We start from the raw sequence: 15,671 nt of genomic DNA on the forward strand, positions 1-15,671 counted from the left end.
TTCTCGTGCTTCGTCCATCGCCGTGAGTGATGGGGAGAGAAGAAAGTGCCGATGCTCTCCTTCCTGGTCCGTCGTCTCCTGCAAACCATTCCGACCGTGCTCGCCGTCGTGCTGCTGGTCTTCGTGCTGTTCAGCGTGGTGCCCGGCAGCATCGCATCCAGCATGAGCGACGACGTCGATCCCCAGGTCGAGCTGCGCCTGAAGCAGCAGCTCGGCCTGAACGATCCTGTTTACACGCGCTTCGGCAATTACATCGCCAAACTCGCGGTGGGTGACTTCGGGACGTCGTTCCGGACCCGGGAGCCCGTGACGAGCATGATCGCCAAACGGGCGTGGCCGACGCTGGAGCTGATCGTCACGGCGATGGCGTTTTCGGTGCTGCTCGGTGTGCCACTCGGCTTCATTGCCGCATTACGGCCCGGCGGAATCGTCGACACGCTTGCGATGGTCGTCGCGGTTTCGGGGCTGTCCATTGCGAAATTCTGGCTCGGGCTGGTGCTGATGTATGCGTTCGCGTTGAAGCTCGGCTGGCTGCCGAGTTTCGGTTACGGTGATGGCGGCCTCAACTACCTGCTGCTGCCGGCCGTGACGCTCGGCGTTTCGCCAATGGCGCTGTTTGCCAGGACGACGCGCGCAGCCGTGCTCGAGATCATGACCGCCGATTTCGTCCGCACCGCGCGCTCCAAGGGCATGAACGAGACCCGCGTGGTGAAGTGGCACGTGATGCGCAACGCGCTCGTTATCATTCTCACCACCGTCGGCCTCCAGTTCGGCGGGCTGATGGGGCAGGCCGTCGTGGTTGAGAAACTGTTCTCCTGGCCGGGCATCGGCTCGCTGCTTGTGGACAGCGTGCTGCAGCGCGACATTCCGGCGGTCCAGGGCTCCATTCTCGTGGTGGTCCTGGCCTTTCTCGCGATCAATCTGCTGATCGATCTGCTCTACGGCGTGATCGATCCCAGGATCAGATACGGATGAAGCTCCGGGCCAATCTCATCATCGGTGGCCTCCTGTTCGCGCTCGCGATCCTGGTCGCTGTGCTCGCGCCATGGCTGGCGCACACCGATCCCGTCCTCGACGCCAATCTCATGAACGCCGAGGAGCCGCCGGGCTGGACCTGGTGGTTCGGCACCGACGACCAGGGACGCGACATCTACTCGCGCGTCGTCTACGGCGCGCGCGTCTCGCTCACGGTCGGCATCGTCTCGCAGCTCATCAACAGCGTCATCGGCGTCGCCTTGGGGCTGAGCGCCGGCTATTGGGGCGGGTGGTGGGACGACGTCGTCAACGCCCTGACCAACGTCATGCTCGCGATCCCCTCGCTGATCTTCGCGCTCGCCATCATGGCGGTGCTGGGACCGGGCCTGACCAGCCTCCTGATCGCGCTAGGGCTCACCAACTGGTCCTTCACCTGCCGCATTGCGCGTGCCTCGGCGCTGTCGCTGCGGAACCAGGGCTACGTGCAGGCCGCCACCGTGCTCGGCTATGGTGATCTGCGCATCATGATCACGCAGCTCTTGCCGAACATGCTCGGCCCGATCGTCGTCATCGGCACGCTCGGCATGGGCAGCGCGGTCCTTTCCGAGGCCGCCTTGTCGTTCCTCGGCCTCGGCGTCCGTCCGCCGTTTCCGAGCTGGGGCAGCATGCTGTCGGATGCGCGCGACCAGATCACCACGGCGCCATGGCTCTCGGTATTTCCGGGCCTTGCCATCTTCCTGACGGTGCTCGGCCTCAACCTGCTCGGAGACGGCCTGCGCGACATTCTCGATCCGCAATCGCGGAGCCGGCGGACATGACGAGCACGCCGCTCATCGAGGTCGAGGACCTCCGCATCGAGCTCGACGACGGATCGGCGCGCGTTGCGGCGGCCGAGGGCATTTCCTTCCGCATCGAGCGCGGCGAGACGTTCGGCCTGGTCGGCGAATCCGGCTGCGGCAAGAGCATCACCGCGCTTGCGTTGATTGGCTTGTTGCGACAGCCGCTGTCGATCGGCGGCGGCGTCATCCGCTTTGACGGACGCGAGATCCAGCATCTGTCCGCAGCCGCCCAGCGCGATCTGCGCGGCAACCGCATCGCCATGATCTTCCAGGAGCCGATGACGGCGCTCAATCCGGTCTCGCCGGTCGGGCGGCAGATCGCGGAAATGTTCGTGCTGCACAAGGGCAAGAGCTGGCGCGAGGCCAACCAGCTCGCGGTCGAGGCACTCACGAGCGTCCGCGTTCCCGCGCCGGAGCGGCGCGTGAACGACTATCCGCACCAGCTCTCCGGCGGCATGCGTCAGCGCGTGATGATCGCCATCGCGCTGGCCTGCGGCCCGGATCTCCTGATCGCCGACGAACCGACGACGGCGCTCGACGTCACCGTGCAAGCCGAGATCATCGAGCTGATGCGCAATCTCTGCGCCGAGCGCGGCACCGCGATCCTGATGATCAGCCACGATCTCGGCCTGGTCGCCAATGTCTGCCGCCGCGTCGCCGTGATGTATGCCGGCCGCATCGTCGAGGAGCGCGGCTCGGGCGACATTTTTCGCACCCCCTCACATCCCTATACGCAAGGTCTGGTCGACTCGCTGCCGCGGCTGGGCAGCCGCGCAGCCCTCGGCCGCAGCAGGCTCAAGGAGATCGCGGGCGTGGTCCCCGCGATCACCAGTTTTCCTGATGGTTGCAGGTTCAACCCGCGCTGCGCCCATGCAACGGACATTTGCAGGACCGTTGCGCCGACGGCGGATTTTCTGGAGGCTGGCGGCTTGGTGAGGTGTCATCACCATGCATGAGCCACAAAACGGTTTGGGTGGAGCGAGGCTGGACGACCATCTCCTTCTCAGTGTCGAGGATCTCGCGGTTCATTATCCTGTTGGAGGCGGCCTCCTGGGCCGCAAGCGGCGGCTGCTCCGTGCCGTGGATGGTGTCGATCTCACGCTGAAACGCGGCGAGTGCCTCGGCCTCGTCGGCGAGTCCGGTTCCGGCAAATCGACGGTGGCCTTGTCGATCCTCGGGCTGCTGGCGCCGACGCGCGGCCGCATCGTGCTGGACGGGCAGGTGGTGACATCAAGGCCTGCAGGCGATCGCAAGTCGCTGGCTCGCGCTGTCCAGATCGTGTTCCAGGATCCCTATGCCTCGCTCAATCCGCGCCAGACCGTGCGCCGCACGCTGGAAGATCCGCTGCGCGTGCATGGCGTGACCGCTCGAAGCGAGATCGAGGACCGCGTCGCGACCATGCTGAAGCATGTCGGCCTTCGGCCCGAGCAGGCCGACCGCTATCCCCATGAATTCTCCGGCGGCCAGCGCCAGCGCATCGGCATCGCCCGCGCGTTGATCCTCAATCCCAAGATCGTCATTTGCGACGAGCCCGTGTCGGCGCTCGACGTGTCGATCCGCGCCCAGATCATCAATCTGCTGCTGGAATTGAAGGACACGCTCGGTCTCTCCTACATCATGATCAGCCACGACCTCGGCGTCGTCGAGCACATGAGTGACCGCGTCGCCGTGATGTATCTCGGCCGCATCGTCGAGAGCGGCGACTGGCGCGAGATTTTCGAGCGGCCCGCGCACCCCTATACGCAAGCGCTGATTGCTGCGATCCCCGATCCGCTGCGTCATGCGCCGCTCGCGACCACGGGCGGCGATCTGCCCAACCCGCTCAATCCGCCGAACGGTTGCGCCTTCAGCCCGCGCTGCCGCTACGCGCAGGACGTGTGCCGTCACGAGCCGGGGCCGGTGCTGGAGACGCGGCCTGATGGGCATGCGGTGAGGTGCTGGCGGAGTGAGGAGGTGACGAGGCAGCTGGCTTTGACCTCGATCCAAGGCGCTCGTCCCTAGACCAAGCGGCAAGCAACGGTTCGCTGCGGCCTCGGCAGCTTGGCCGAAACAGACACCGCGAGTTTCAGGCCATGCTTCCGGGCAGGAAGCAGCGTACGACTGGATGGCCGTCAAGGTAAAACGGCCACACCATGGTGCGCCCGGCGCGGTTCGGCCCGGTGATGACAGCCTCGTCGGGTACATCGACCCACTCGCCGCTGATGCGAACGCGATAGTGGCCGCCCGCGGTGTCCCAATCCACGTCAGAGATTGCAATGCCGTCCACGTCGGCACAGCATTGCTCGCCGCGCTTGCTGTGCAGGCTATCGAACCACGATTTCAGCGGCGAGTTCGCATATCGGCCGTCGTCGCGGGCTTCGGCAAGCCCCACGGCGAGCGCGGTGCAGCTCGCCAACGTGCTGGTCATCAGAATGCGACCAAATGATTTTTCATTTACCCCATCGATCTCTCGCAAATGGACGGGCGGTCCGACAAGGCGATACGACCCGCATCTCAGCCTCGGGTGGAACGGAGGCGGGTCCCAAAGTTAAGCTATTGCAAAATCGTATCAGCGCGTGAGGCTGATACCAGATGAGCGAAAGGGTTACTCCGCATGTCGCGCGTCTATTTCGCTGAGAAGCCAACGGTGCTTGAGTCCGTGGGTGCAGCCCCTTGAGCCACCTTTAGGCGCGGAGTCAAAACGGTCACCTGATGGGGCGACGCCGGCATGCCGGCAAACGTCAACGTCGCGCCAGGCGATTGCTCCTCAACACCGGAGCTCCCCAACACCGCAACCTGGAGCCTGGTGATTGGAAAGCCCGTGACTTCATAGGTTGGCAATTCTCCAGCAAGGGCAGCGTTTCCGTACACTATGAGGCCTGCGGCGGCGATGATCGGCAATAAGTTCTTCATGATGATCCTCTCCTCGTCCAGAGGTTTCAAATGCGGCTTCCGTGTCCTCACGCCTGTTCTTGTTTGTGGGGTTCTCTGCCATCCGAGGAGCTTACGGTAGCAGCATGGCCTGCATGGTTCTTGGCCGATGACGAACAGCGGAGCGAAGGCTCGGTTCGCAAATTGCCCACAATTTCCGAATGTAGTACCAACCATGCCGCACGGCGGGCTGATGCGATACCTGCCGCGGCAATCGGAAGCATTGCAGCTGCTCCGAGGTTACATCCAGACGCTTGAGAACAGTAAGATTCGCCCCTGTGGTGAAGCAGGCGAGACGATCTGCCGACACGTCATCGACCTCGTTGCGCTCGCTGTTGCCTCGGATAGAGCCATTGGCGAGAGCAGCTTGAGCGCGGTCGCAGCCGCCCATCTCAACGCCGCGCTCGATCATGTTGCCGCACGCTTCTGGGATCCCAAACTCAGCGTCGCGGCGGTCGCACGGGAGGTGGGAATCTCACCGCGCTATCTGCAGCGGCTACTCGTGACGACTGGACCATCCTTCACAGCCCGCGTCACCGAGTTGCGCCTGCAACGGGCTCTTACGCTGTTGACGGGACCATGCGACAACAAGCGTACGATTTCGGATATCGCCTTGGAGGCCGGCTTTACCGATATTTCGCACTTCAACCGCCTGTTCCGCTCTCGCTTTGGCGACACGCCCCGTGGTGTCCGCGGACCGGGTTGATCGTAGGACCGCCGAAAGCCTCGTCTATTCCGCAGACGCCGTTCGCGACAGCTCACCGAGCTCACAGGATGGGTCGAGCTCTGCGCTTGCCCTCAAGAGAAAATCCGTGGGGCCGCAAACTCGAGGGCCATTAGGCCTCCGCACCATGCCGGAGGTCGTCCATCGTTTTCGCGTTCCCGGTGGAATAGGATTCGGTGGCGACCACAAGAACGGGTGCGGAAAACGCAAAGCCCTCAGGGCAAACCGGCCTCTCAGACGATAATGTCGTGATGCGGCGCCGGGAGAGGCAGGCCGCCGTGGACGGCGCCGTCGAATTGCCCGGCGAGATGCCAGAGGTCCGACCCGGGTTCGGTCGGATGCGGCGCGGGCGGCTCCGCCTGCGCGGCCGGCGGGACCGGATCCGGCGGTGCGGCGGCAGCGCTCGCTGGAGCGAGGGGGGCCGCGTCCTCCTTGAAATGGAAGGACTGGTCGTGCGGATCGTCGGCGCCCTGGATCGCCACCGTCACGACCTTGGGCGTGCCGTCGATGGTCGTCACCGTGAAGCAGTCGATCAACGTGTCGCAGGGTCGCAGGGCCTCGACCGCCGGATTGGTCGGATCGAGCGTATAGGTCCAGACGCCTCCGGCGGTCATGGTGAAACTGCCGTAGCCATGCTCGCTGGCCTGCGGGCACGTCGTCGCCGTGAAGGTGTCGTCCGGATTGTCCACGTCTTTGTCGGTCAGGGTGCCGCAGGCGCTCGGCGGCGGGGCGCAGGGGTTGCTCGGCTCGATCACGCGTCCGCAGGCCTGGCCGCAGATCGTCGCCGCGTCGTTGCTGCCCTCGATCGTGACCGTCACCAATTGCGCGGTCCCGTCCGCGGTCTTCACCGTGAAGCTGTCGCTAAGGCTGTCGCCGACGTTGAGCGCCTGGACCGCGCAATTGCCGTTGTCGAGCACGTAGGTCCAGTGGCCGTCGTCCGTCATCGTGAAACTGCCGTAGCCGTGATCGCTCCTTTCGGGACACGGTACCGCTTCGAAGTCGTCCGGAGGTCCGTCGACGTCAGTGGCCGTCAGCACGCCGACCGCGACCGGGACCCCGTGATCCGAATTGTGGACCCCGCCGGCCTCGACCACGCAACCATGCGTGTCTCCGGATACGACGGACGGGTCGTCGGCGCCCTGGATCGTCACCGTGATCGTCTGCGGCGTTCCGCCGATCGTGGTCACGGTGAAGGTATCGGTCGCCGTGTCGCAAGCCTTCAGCGCCAGCACCGCCGGATTCGCGTCGTCCAGCGTGTAGGTCCAGTGTCCGTCGGTCGTCATGGTGAACGTGCCGTAGCCGTGGTCGCTGGCGTGCGGCGTGCTCACCGCCGTGAACGTGTTGGCGGGATCGTCGACGTCGGTGTCGGTCAGCGTGCCGCTCGCGGCCGGCGCGGCAGGGGCATCGTGACTGGCGAAGGTCTCGGCGACAGTCATCGGGACCGCAGCGACCGATCCGGCCGTGGCGCCGGCGATCACGGACGCGTCGTCCGCACCGTTGATGTGGATGCTGAAGGTCTGGTCCGCGGATGCGAAGCCGTCGGAGGCCGTGATCGTGAAGTTGTCGGTGGTCGGCGCCTTCAGCGCATTGATGGCGTCGTTGTTCGGAACGTAGGTGTAAGCGCCGGTATGGCTGTTCACGTAGAGGACGCCGAACGAGCCGGGCTTCTCGACGTCGAAGCTCGCGCCGGCAATCGTGAAGGGGCCGTCGATCCCGCCGGCGATGCCGAAGGTCGGCGCGGAGCCGGAGCTGAAGCTCGTGGCCGAGAAGCTGCCGCTGCTCGCGGAGAACTCGTCGAATCTGAAGGTGTCCACCTCGACCACCCCCGCGCCGAGCGTCAGCGTCGGCGGCGAATGGATGAGCGGCGCGTCCGGAATGAAGCTCGCCGGGATCACGAGTGGGGACAGCGCGTGCTGCAAACTCGGGCCGTCCGGCTCGATCAGATTGATCGGCTGCGGCGAGTGGTCGCCCGTCTCCCCCGGCGGCGTGCTGGATCCGGGCGGCCCATGCTCCTTCGAATAGTTCGCCAGCACATCCTGCTGCTGGCTCTGCAGATCCTCCATCCGCGAGGCGGTGTTCGCAACCTGGGTGAGGCCGACCGACGACCCGTGTCTTTCGAGCACAACCGTCTGGCCGGGGTCGTCGACGATGACGTGGCGTGGCACGGCCTCCTTCGTGACGAGCTCGAAGGAGCCGTGCGCGAAATCCTTGTAGGTGATGTCCCCGCGGTCGAACAGCGCGAGATCGGGGTCGGCGCCCCAGGCCTCCTTCAGCCCCGACAGGATCAGCGCCACGAATGACATGCCGCCGGTCAGCGCGGCCACCCCCGATCGGCTACCGGGCGGGGGCGCGCGTCGGTCGGGCCGGCGGCGGAGATCGTCAAGGATCCGAGCGGGCGACATTCCGAGGCCTCGCATGTTGTCGTCTTGACCGTGTCGACGCCGTGGCATCCGCCCCCGATACCGCGCCTGGGAATACTCCATTTCGGCAACGTCATTCGCACCGAAAGCCAAGCCCATCTCGACTATTAAGGGGTACTCCGAGGGACTGCGCTGGTCCGCCGTCCGGCGCTCTGCCATCATTCGATGGGGCTCTCTCGCGCAAGGGAGCGGATGCATGAACGCACGACGGACGATGGCGGGACTCGCGGGCCTGTGGCTCGTCCTCGCGGGGTCTCAATCCGTGCTGGCGCAGAGCAGATCCACCGACCTCAAGCCGATCGGCAAGATCGTGACCGCCGTCGGCAAGGTGACGGTCGAACATGTCTCCGCGACGGTCGCGCAGGCCGTCCTCTCCGACGACAAGGCTGGCGCGAAGGTCGGCGATCCCGTCTACCGGGGCGACGTGGTCAAGACCGGCGCCGACGGCAAGCTCGGCATTAATTTCGCCGACGGCAGCTCGTTCAACCTGTCCAGCAACGCCAGCATGGAGCTGAACGAATTCGTCTACGACCCTGACGCGAAATCGAACGCGAGTCTCTTCAACCTGACCAGGGGGACCGCCACCTTCGTCGCCGGCGCCGTGGCCAAGAGCGGCGACATGAAGGTCGATACCCCCGTGGCGACCATGGGAATCCGAGGCACCACGCCGCATATCGAGGTCGCTGACGACGGCAGCGTCAGGTTCTCCACGCTGATCGAGGAGGGCAAGGACCGCGTGCTCGACAAGAGCGGCGTTCCGAAGCGGCGTGCGGCGGTCCCGACGGCCCCCGGCTGGGAGCGCAGGGCCGACCGCGGCTCCGGCGTCTGCCGGGGATGCTGAGCGCGCGCCTCGCGGCCGCGGCCTTCCTGATTCTGGCGCTGACGCCGGCCGGGGCGCAGAAGCCGAACGAGTCGCAGTTCCGGAACGTTGAGCTGTGCAACAGCGCCGCTGCGCCGCAGACGAGGATCGAGGCCTGCTCGGCCTTCATTGAGGCCGGCCGCGGCGGATCGGCCTCGCTGGCCACGGCCTACGACAACCGCGGCATCGCCTATGCCGAGAAGGCCGACTACGACCGCGCCATCGCCGACTTCGAGAGCGCCGTCGCCATCGACCCGCGCTCCGCCAGGTCCCTCAACAACCGCGGCGCGGCCAGACTTAGAAGGGGCGACTACGACGCCGCGATCGAGGACCTCGACCGGGCCATCGGCCTGCAGCCGGACTACGCCAGGGCGCTCGCCAACCGCGCCGAGGCCTGGCTGAAAAAGGACGATCCGGGGCGCGCGGAGCGCGACTACGCCGAGGCGGTGCGCCTGAACGCCGACCTGGAGGGAGCATGGAGCGGACTTTGCTGGATCCGCGCGACCATTGGTGATCCGCAAGCCGCGGTGACCGCCTGCGACAGGGCCGTCGCAGGCGGCGCCCACACGGCCGCGACCTACGATTCTCGCGCGCTGGCCTATCTGAGGTCGGGACGCCTGGAGGCCGCGATCGCCGACTACGACGCGGCCCTGCGCATCGATCCGAAGCTCGCCCTCGCGCTATACGGCCGCGGGCTCGCGAAGATCAGGGGCGGCAAAACCGCATCCGGTGACGCCGACATCGCAGCCGCGAAGGTCGCAAGGCCTGACGTCGTCGAGCAGTTCGCCCGCTACGGCGTGCGCTAGATTTCATCGCAAGATCTCTATGAATCGAAATCGTGCGAAGCTGGCCGGCCAATGTCGGCTTCGACATTCGTTGCGGACATCGCGCCGGTTACGATCGAGGACCGCTGGCGACCCTGAACAGACGTCGCTGCGGGAATGCGTTAACTGGAATCCAAAGAAGATACTTCAACAGGCGTTCTGTAGCTCCGCTGATGAGTATGGTGCGGCGATCAGGTCAAGCTCGCAGCGCGTGGGAATCCAATGCATATTCGCCAGGTTGTTTTCGCCGTCGTGATGCTCGGCGCTTTGGTTCGGTTCGGGCCTGCCACGGCTGAAGACGGCTTCCCGGCAGCGGAGTGGGAGCGCGTCAACCCTGCAGAATTGGGCTGGTCGGAGTCCGTATTGGCGCAAGCGCGATCCTTCTCGGATCAGATCCGCTCGAGCGCGCTTGTGATCGTTCAGCACGGAAAGGTGGTGGCCGAGTGGGGCAACACGACGAAGCCAATGGAAGTCGCTTCAATCCGCAAGAGCCTGCTCAGCGCCCTGATCGGCATCGCCGTGTCTGATCACCTGATCAACCTCGACAGCACGCTTGGCGAACTCGGCATCGACGATAATCCGCCTGGCTTGACCGGGAGCGAGAAGGGCGCGACGGTGCGCGAACTCCTCGAAGCGCGTTCCGGGGTCTACCACGCGGCGCTCTATGAGACGCCGGACATGGCCAAGATGAGACCGCCGCGCGGCAGCCACCCGCCGGGCACCTTCTGGTATTACAACAATTGGGATTTCAACGCGCTCGGCACGATCTACGAGCACGCAACTGGCGCCGGCATCTTCCAGGCGCTCGACCAGAAGATCGCAAAGCCGATCGGCATGCAGGACTACCGGCCACAGGACGGCAGCTACGTCCGCGGCGAAGCGTCCATCCACCCCGCCTATGAGATCCGCATGAGTGCACGGGACCTGGCGCGTTTTGCACTTCTCTATCTGCACAAAGGCAATTGGGCCGGACACCAGATCGTGCCGCGGGAGCGGGTGGAAGAGAGCACGCGCGTCTATTCGAGATCGGCGTTCGGGCCGGGCTATGGCTATCTCTGGTGGAGCGGTTTTTTGGGCGGTGCCGTTGCGCCTACGGTGACGTTGCCCGAGGGCAGCTTTTGGGCCCAAGGTGCCGGCGGCCAATACGCTTTGGTCGTGCCCGCGCTCGACCTCGTCGTGGTGCATCGTGTCGACCGCGGCACGCCCTACGCCGAACCTTCCATGCGTAGTTTTGCCAGGCTCTTCTGGCTGATCCTGAAGGCCCAGGGCTATGATCCGGGGCCCGATGCCTCGCTCGCGGCAGCGATCGGCGAACGACCGACAGGTGAGACCCTGGCTGCAAAACTGCAGGGCAAGACGATCAGCTTCGGTCCCAAGCTCAGGGATGGTCCGTTCACGATGCGATTCGAGCCCGACGGCCGGATGAGCTATCCGCACTGGAAAGAGTCGCTTGGACCAGCAGCCGGGACATGGACGGTCGCGGAGGATAAGCTCTGTATCCTGAACGCCGGTGCCAGTCGTCGCTGCTACATTCCAGTGTTGAACGGTGAACGCATCGAGTTGTTCGACCAGCTTGGTGTCATGCAAATCGACGGGGTGGCGCTGCCTCAGTGATGCCTCGTCCGGCGGAGGCCACGCCTTGCTGCTAAGCGGACGGATTTGCTCACTCTGAGTTCTTCGCATTTTCGCCCCAAAGCCGACAACACAGTCGGCTTAAGTCCCGAAGTGAATAGGGAACCAAGTGTAGCAACGAACTCTTGTGGAGAGGACCAGAGGAGCAACATGTTGCGGCGAGCTCGAAAACATAGGCTGCTCCAGTCCTGGATGATGCTGGCACTAGAGGCCAACCAGGTCATTGGGCTGCGAATGTTGAAGCTGATGGCTGGCGGAAAACGAGCACGCCGGGAAGCCAGGCTCATGGTCAGTGAAAAGGTAGCGGAAGCAGTCGGATCCGCCGCGGACCTCATGGCTGGCGCTTCGAGCGAAGACATCGTTCGACGATATAGGCGGCGCGTGGCAGCAAATGCGAATAGATTGAGTAAGCTGAGTTCGCGTCCAGCCATTAAGCGGAACCGACGTCGACGCAAGTAGCAACAAACGAACGGACCCGATGAACATTGGGCCAGTTGGTTGATCTCGGTTCATACGGACTCCAGCCATCCTCGATTGGAACGCCCCCTCACAAAGCCAGTTGTCTGTTCTCGCCTCACCAGTGCTTTTGGAGCGTCAGATGAGCAAACGCAAGAAGACAACAACGTCGAAGCACCTCCCAAATGCGAAGATGGCCGCGCGAGCTCAACGGAATAAGCAGGCCACTGTTAAAAGCCGGAAAGAGAATGTTCTTCGCTCTGCGAAACTATCGGCTGTACCGCCTCGCAAGCTTCATGACGATCCGAAAGGCGAAGCTCCCATCATTGAGGCATCGGCGGGTGCCTTACCAGATGACATCAGTCACAAGATGAAAGATTGCGCTCCAACGAGGGCCGCCGCTTCAGCGATTTCAAACCTGCCGGCGTATCAAGCCAAGCTTCTTGAGATAACCCAGGCCAACGTGCGATTGGCTTTCGAATTCGGTCTGAGGCTTCTGGCGATCAGGTCGTCGGCTGAATTTTCCGCGCTCATTACGGAATTTACGAGCAGACGGATCGAGATGTTGGGGCAGCATTGGAAAGAATTGGCGGCGTATCCGTTCTGGCGCATCGAACCCTCCAGGTAGGTGGCTCTGCTCACCATCTCCACGGTGTGTCATTCCGCCGGGAAGGCGTGGGCCGGGGAGAGCGCGATCCAAACTTCAACTTGATTGCGTTAATTTCGCTGAACCATATCGGATACACACTGGACCGCGCTCGAATTGTACAAGGGAAGGCAGACCTGAGTTCTTCCCATTTCTGATACCAAACGGACATTGACCAGTCCTGACAACTCTCTCCCCACGTGTGTGCTCTTTGGTCGCGTTACAGGGACAGCGGAAGGTCCTATGGTGACCGCGACATGATCCACGTCCTCGACATCGATCCGCGCATTGCGCGGCGTTGCTTGCACGCCGGACGGCTCCAAGCAGGAGCTTAGCCGGACGGTCGTTGGTGCCGTCCGGATGCCCCCCGTCGTTCATCACACGGATTTGGTGTGTGGCTCTCCCGCGAGGAGAAGCCCAAACAAGGAGGCATGTCGTGAACAAGCCCTTTTTCCCGAACGTCACTCTTCAGGCGTCTGACCATCGCCGGCTGGAACGGCTCGCGCAGGCCGGCGCAGATCAAGGCGACGTGGACGCGCGTTTTCTGTTGAGTGAGATCAACCGTGCGGAAGTGGTCCCTGATCGCGCAGCCAGACTGGACAGCATCGTCACCATGGGCTCGTGGGTGACGTTCTGGGTTACCTGGGCCTTCCGCCGCGAGACAAGACAACTGGTGTACCCCGAAGATTACACGTCCGAGCGAACCCAGATCCCCGTGACGTCGCCGTTGGGCGCAGCGTTGGTCGGGCTGAAGGTCGGAAGCGAAATCCCCTTCTGCACCGCGGGGGGGCGTAGCAACGTCGTCAAGGTCGAGCGTGTCAGCCGAGGTGATCCGAACGATGTTGTCAGGGTTCTGTTCAGCAATCCTGAGCTCAAGGGCAAAAAGCTCTTTGATGACGATGATCCGGGACCATCAGCCGCTTAGAAAAGGAGAGAAGACAATGAGCAAGACCAATCGCAAACGCAAACCTGAAATCCTGTTGCCGCCCATCACAGTGATGGAGGACGAGGCGCGGCGTCTCAACGCTCTGGCCAGTTCGAGCGCGGTGCTCTTCCCGCGCGTGGCCCATTTCCTTGCACAGGAGATGGAGCGTGCAAGCGTGGTGGCGGACAATTCCGATCTGCGCGGGACAGTCCGCATGGGCTCGCAGGTCCGGTACTGCGATGACAAAACGGGTGAAGTCCGGGACGTGGTGTTGGTGTATCCGCACGAAGCGGACATAACGTTGAGCCGGGTCTCGGTTCTGACGCCGGTGGGCGCTGCGCTGATCGGCCTGTCCGTTGGCCAAGCCATCGAGTTTCAAACGCCGGGCCATAATAAGCGGTCCCTGACCGTACTAGGCGTGTCCAACTGAAGGAGGCGTTACCATGCGCGACGTTTCAACACAGACAGGCAGCCTTGACGGCCATCGGTCTCACCATCGGTTTGGCTGCCGTATTCTATCTTGCGGCCTTCTTCAAGGCTTGAAGATGCGACCTCTTGGGGTGGCCCTCTCGGACTATGATCGAGCTGGGGCACCCCAACCGCGAGTTCAAGCACGTGGATCGGATCATCGAATGAACCAGCGCGACTTCACCATTGCTGCCCCCGATCTGTGCTGCCCATTTGCTGACGAGTCGATCGAATGGTGATTGTTGCCGCGCTGCATGAGTCCGGTTTTGGCCGCGGCGGACTTCCGGTCAGCACGGGACAAGGTCGCCTCCGATGCGGAGATCAATCTTGCATCTCTCCGTGCAGCTCGAACTTCGCACCATCGGTGTTTTGAAATTCGACGTTCACCTTCCCGCCATCGAAGGCAAGTGTCCAGGTCTGGATCTCGCCGTGTCCGAGAATTCGACGCTCGAGAAAAAAGGTATGCTGGTTGAGCCAGCGCCCCCTGCAGGCATTGATGCCGTACGGTGCGGGCGGACTTTTGCGAAAGGTCCCGTCAAGTCCCATCAGTCCTGCGAACCGCTGGGTGGGGCGACCCGGGCTTTCTGTGCTGGTCGTGATCACCCACGATGAATCGGTATCGTAGAAATTCAATGAGAAGCTTTTTGCGTGCAAGGCGTTGTCTCCGAGCTGAAATGTCTTGCCCGAAATCTCCTTTGCAAGCTCGGGAATACCTGCAATCGCAATTGGCTGCTCCGTTGCGGCCCGGCGGATAGCCGCATCGAGCAGCGCCTTCGCGATCGGGTCAGGAGGTAGCGGCTGGTCCGATTTGACGGCCATCGTGATGTCGTCGATGAACCGCGACGCTGAATAGAATTCGTCGTCTCGCAAAACCCCCGTCATAACCGCGACAATATCGAGTTTGGGAAGCACGAGGATCAGCTGCGAATGGCGGCCTCGCGCCATGTAGGCGCCTTTTTCCGGGAGCGACCACCACAGATTGGCATAATGGAAGCCGAATGAAGCTGCAATTTTTCCCTCCTGCGCCCGCTCGACCCATGCCGATGGAATGATCTGCTTGCCCTCCCAAACGCCATTGTGAAGGTAGAGATAACCGATCCTCGCCATGTCGTGCGGGCTCAGGAATAGCCCCGCTTCGCCATCAGTAACGCCCTGCGCATCGACGCTGCCCCATTTCGCGCTGGTGATCCCAAGCGCCCCGAACAGCTCCTTCTTTGCAAAATCAAATGCGCTGAGACCCGTCGTTTTGGTGATCAGCGCCGACAGCACGTAAGGATTTCCACTGTTGTAGTAAAAGCTGCTCCCGGGGGCGCCCGACATCGGCTGGTCCAGGACGAATTTGGTGCGGTCAGGACTTTTGTACATCCGCATGATCGTCTCGTCTGGCGTATATGCCCTTTCCTGCCACGCCAGTCCCGACGTCATGTCGAGCAGGGTCTGAACCGTCATTGCGCGCTTGTTGTCGTCGACGTTCGCGACATTCTTGTCACCAAACAGATCCAGGACCGGGTGATCGACGCTGTCCAGCAACCCATGCTGGATTTCAATCGCAGTCAGAGTGCTGACCACGCTTTTTGTCACCGATCGGAGATCATGGCTAATCCCTGCGACATAGGGCGCATAATAGGCTTCAGCAACGATCCTTCCATGTCGGATGATCATCACGCTATCTTGCTTGTAGCCGCCCACATTCTCTATCAGCCGAGCTAGCATGGCCGAGTCCATCCCTTGCTCCTCCGGGCTCGACACGATCCAGGATTTCGTCGGCCAGGGAATCTCTGGGGTGGGTTGAGCGGCAATCTCGCCGGCCAACGCAGCGGCTCCGAGGAGACAGCTGATGGCCGCCAGCAATGCTGCCGTGATCGGGGTTTTCCGACGCATAGTGCCTCTCTTTCGGCCTTGGTGGGTAAGAAGCTTGGGTGCCGTGCGGGTGAAACCGAGTATGACCGCAACCCGTGACAAATTCCACCCGTTTCGGTTGCAGAGTTTTCGC

General features: G+C 63.1%; 15 protein-coding genes. 11 read left to right on the top strand and 4 right to left on the bottom strand.

The features are described 5' to 3' along the window. Positions 1–51: 51 nt before the first annotated feature. Genes BM222_RS13840 through BM222_RS13855 form a run of 4 tightly spaced genes read left to right on the top strand, consistent with a single transcriptional unit; the run spans position 52 to position 3,815 of the window. Complete coding sequence (locus BM222_RS13840; protein WP_092228793.1) at positions 52–975, top strand: ABC transporter permease; 924 nt, start codon at positions 52–54, stop codon at positions 973–975. After that, positions 972–1,793 carry an ABC transporter permease gene (locus BM222_RS13845; RefSeq protein ID WP_092228794.1) on the top strand — a complete coding sequence of 274 codons (822 nt, stop codon included), beginning with the start codon at positions 972–974 and terminating at the stop codon, positions 1,791–1,793. The genes BM222_RS13840 and BM222_RS13845 overlap by 4 nt, the downstream gene beginning before the upstream one ends. Further along, positions 1,790–2,770, top strand: a complete 981-nt coding sequence (locus tag BM222_RS13850; protein ID WP_092228795.1) for an ABC transporter ATP-binding protein — start codon at positions 1,790–1,792, stop codon at positions 2,768–2,770. The genes BM222_RS13845 and BM222_RS13850 overlap by 4 nt, the downstream gene beginning before the upstream one ends. Further along, positions 2,763–3,815: an ABC transporter ATP-binding protein gene (locus tag BM222_RS13855; protein ID WP_092228796.1), complete on the top strand. Its 1,053-nt coding sequence runs from the start codon at positions 2,763–2,765 to the stop codon at positions 3,813–3,815. The genes BM222_RS13850 and BM222_RS13855 overlap by 8 nt, the downstream gene beginning before the upstream one ends. 64 nt (positions 3,816–3,879) lie before the next feature. Here BM222_RS13855 and BM222_RS13860 read toward each other — a convergent pair whose 3' ends face one another. Together BM222_RS13860 and BM222_RS13865 are read right to left on the bottom strand one after the other, a co-directional pair. Then, positions 3,880–4,221 (bottom strand): hypothetical protein, encoded by a 342-nt coding sequence (locus tag BM222_RS13860; protein ID WP_092228797.1) that lies wholly within the window; start codon positions 4,219–4,221, stop codon positions 3,880–3,882. Between the two features lie 197 nt (positions 4,222–4,418). Next, complete coding sequence (locus BM222_RS13865) at positions 4,419–4,706, bottom strand: hypothetical protein (RefSeq protein WP_092228798.1); 288 nt, start codon at positions 4,704–4,706, stop codon at positions 4,419–4,421. A gap of 385 nt (positions 4,707–5,091) precedes the next feature. Between BM222_RS13865 and BM222_RS41035 the strand changes: the two genes are divergently transcribed. Then, positions 5,092–5,430, top strand: a complete 339-nt coding sequence (locus BM222_RS41035; RefSeq protein WP_177243201.1) for a helix-turn-helix transcriptional regulator — start codon at positions 5,092–5,094, stop codon at positions 5,428–5,430. A gap of 251 nt (positions 5,431–5,681) precedes the next feature. Here BM222_RS41035 and BM222_RS13875 read toward each other — a convergent pair whose 3' ends face one another. Further along, entirely contained in the window at positions 5,682–7,850 is a 2,169-nt protein-coding gene (locus BM222_RS13875; protein ID WP_244547118.1) for a VCBS domain-containing protein, read from the bottom strand. Between the two features lie 214 nt (positions 7,851–8,064). Here BM222_RS13875 and BM222_RS13880 point away from each other — a divergent pair, with 214 nt between their 5' ends. The 6 genes from BM222_RS13880 (at position 8,065) to rnk (ending at position 13,640) form a co-directional block, all read left to right on the top strand. Next, complete coding sequence (locus BM222_RS13880) at positions 8,065–8,709, top strand: FecR family protein (protein ID WP_092228801.1); 645 nt, start codon at positions 8,065–8,067, stop codon at positions 8,707–8,709. Continuing rightward, the gene (locus BM222_RS13885; RefSeq protein ID WP_092228802.1) at positions 8,703–9,533 is read left to right on the top strand and encodes a tetratricopeptide repeat protein; all 831 of its coding nucleotides are present in this window, start codon (positions 8,703–8,705) and stop codon (positions 9,531–9,533) included. The genes BM222_RS13880 and BM222_RS13885 overlap by 7 nt, the downstream gene beginning before the upstream one ends. A gap of 273 nt (positions 9,534–9,806) precedes the next feature. Next, the gene (locus BM222_RS13890) at positions 9,807–11,165 is read left to right on the top strand and encodes a serine hydrolase domain-containing protein (protein ID WP_244547122.1); all 1,359 of its coding nucleotides are present in this window, start codon (positions 9,807–9,809) and stop codon (positions 11,163–11,165) included. 616 nt (positions 11,166–11,781) lie between these two features. Beyond that, positions 11,782–12,267, top strand: coding sequence for a Phasin protein (locus BM222_RS13900; RefSeq protein ID WP_092228805.1), 486 nt, complete (start codon positions 11,782–11,784; stop codon positions 12,265–12,267). Positions 12,268–12,721: 454 nt separating this feature from the next. Further along, entirely contained in the window at positions 12,722–13,210 is a 489-nt protein-coding gene (locus BM222_RS13905; protein WP_177243202.1) for a GreA/GreB family elongation factor, read from the top strand. 16 nt (positions 13,211–13,226) lie between these two features. Then, positions 13,227–13,640, top strand: coding sequence for a nucleoside diphosphate kinase regulator (gene rnk / locus BM222_RS13910; RefSeq protein WP_092228807.1), 414 nt, complete (start codon positions 13,227–13,229; stop codon positions 13,638–13,640). Positions 13,641–13,999: 359 nt separating this feature from the next. Here rnk and BM222_RS13915 read toward each other — a convergent pair whose 3' ends face one another. Next, a complete protein-coding gene (locus BM222_RS13915) occupies positions 14,000–15,559 on the bottom strand; it encodes a serine hydrolase domain-containing protein (protein WP_092228808.1) in 1,560 nt (519 codons plus the stop codon). Positions 15,560–15,671: the final 112 nt, after the last annotated feature.

The organism is Bradyrhizobium sp. Gha, from assembly GCF_900113735.1.
In the GTDB taxonomy this organism is placed as follows: Bacteria; Pseudomonadota; Alphaproteobacteria; order Rhizobiales; family Xanthobacteraceae; genus Bradyrhizobium.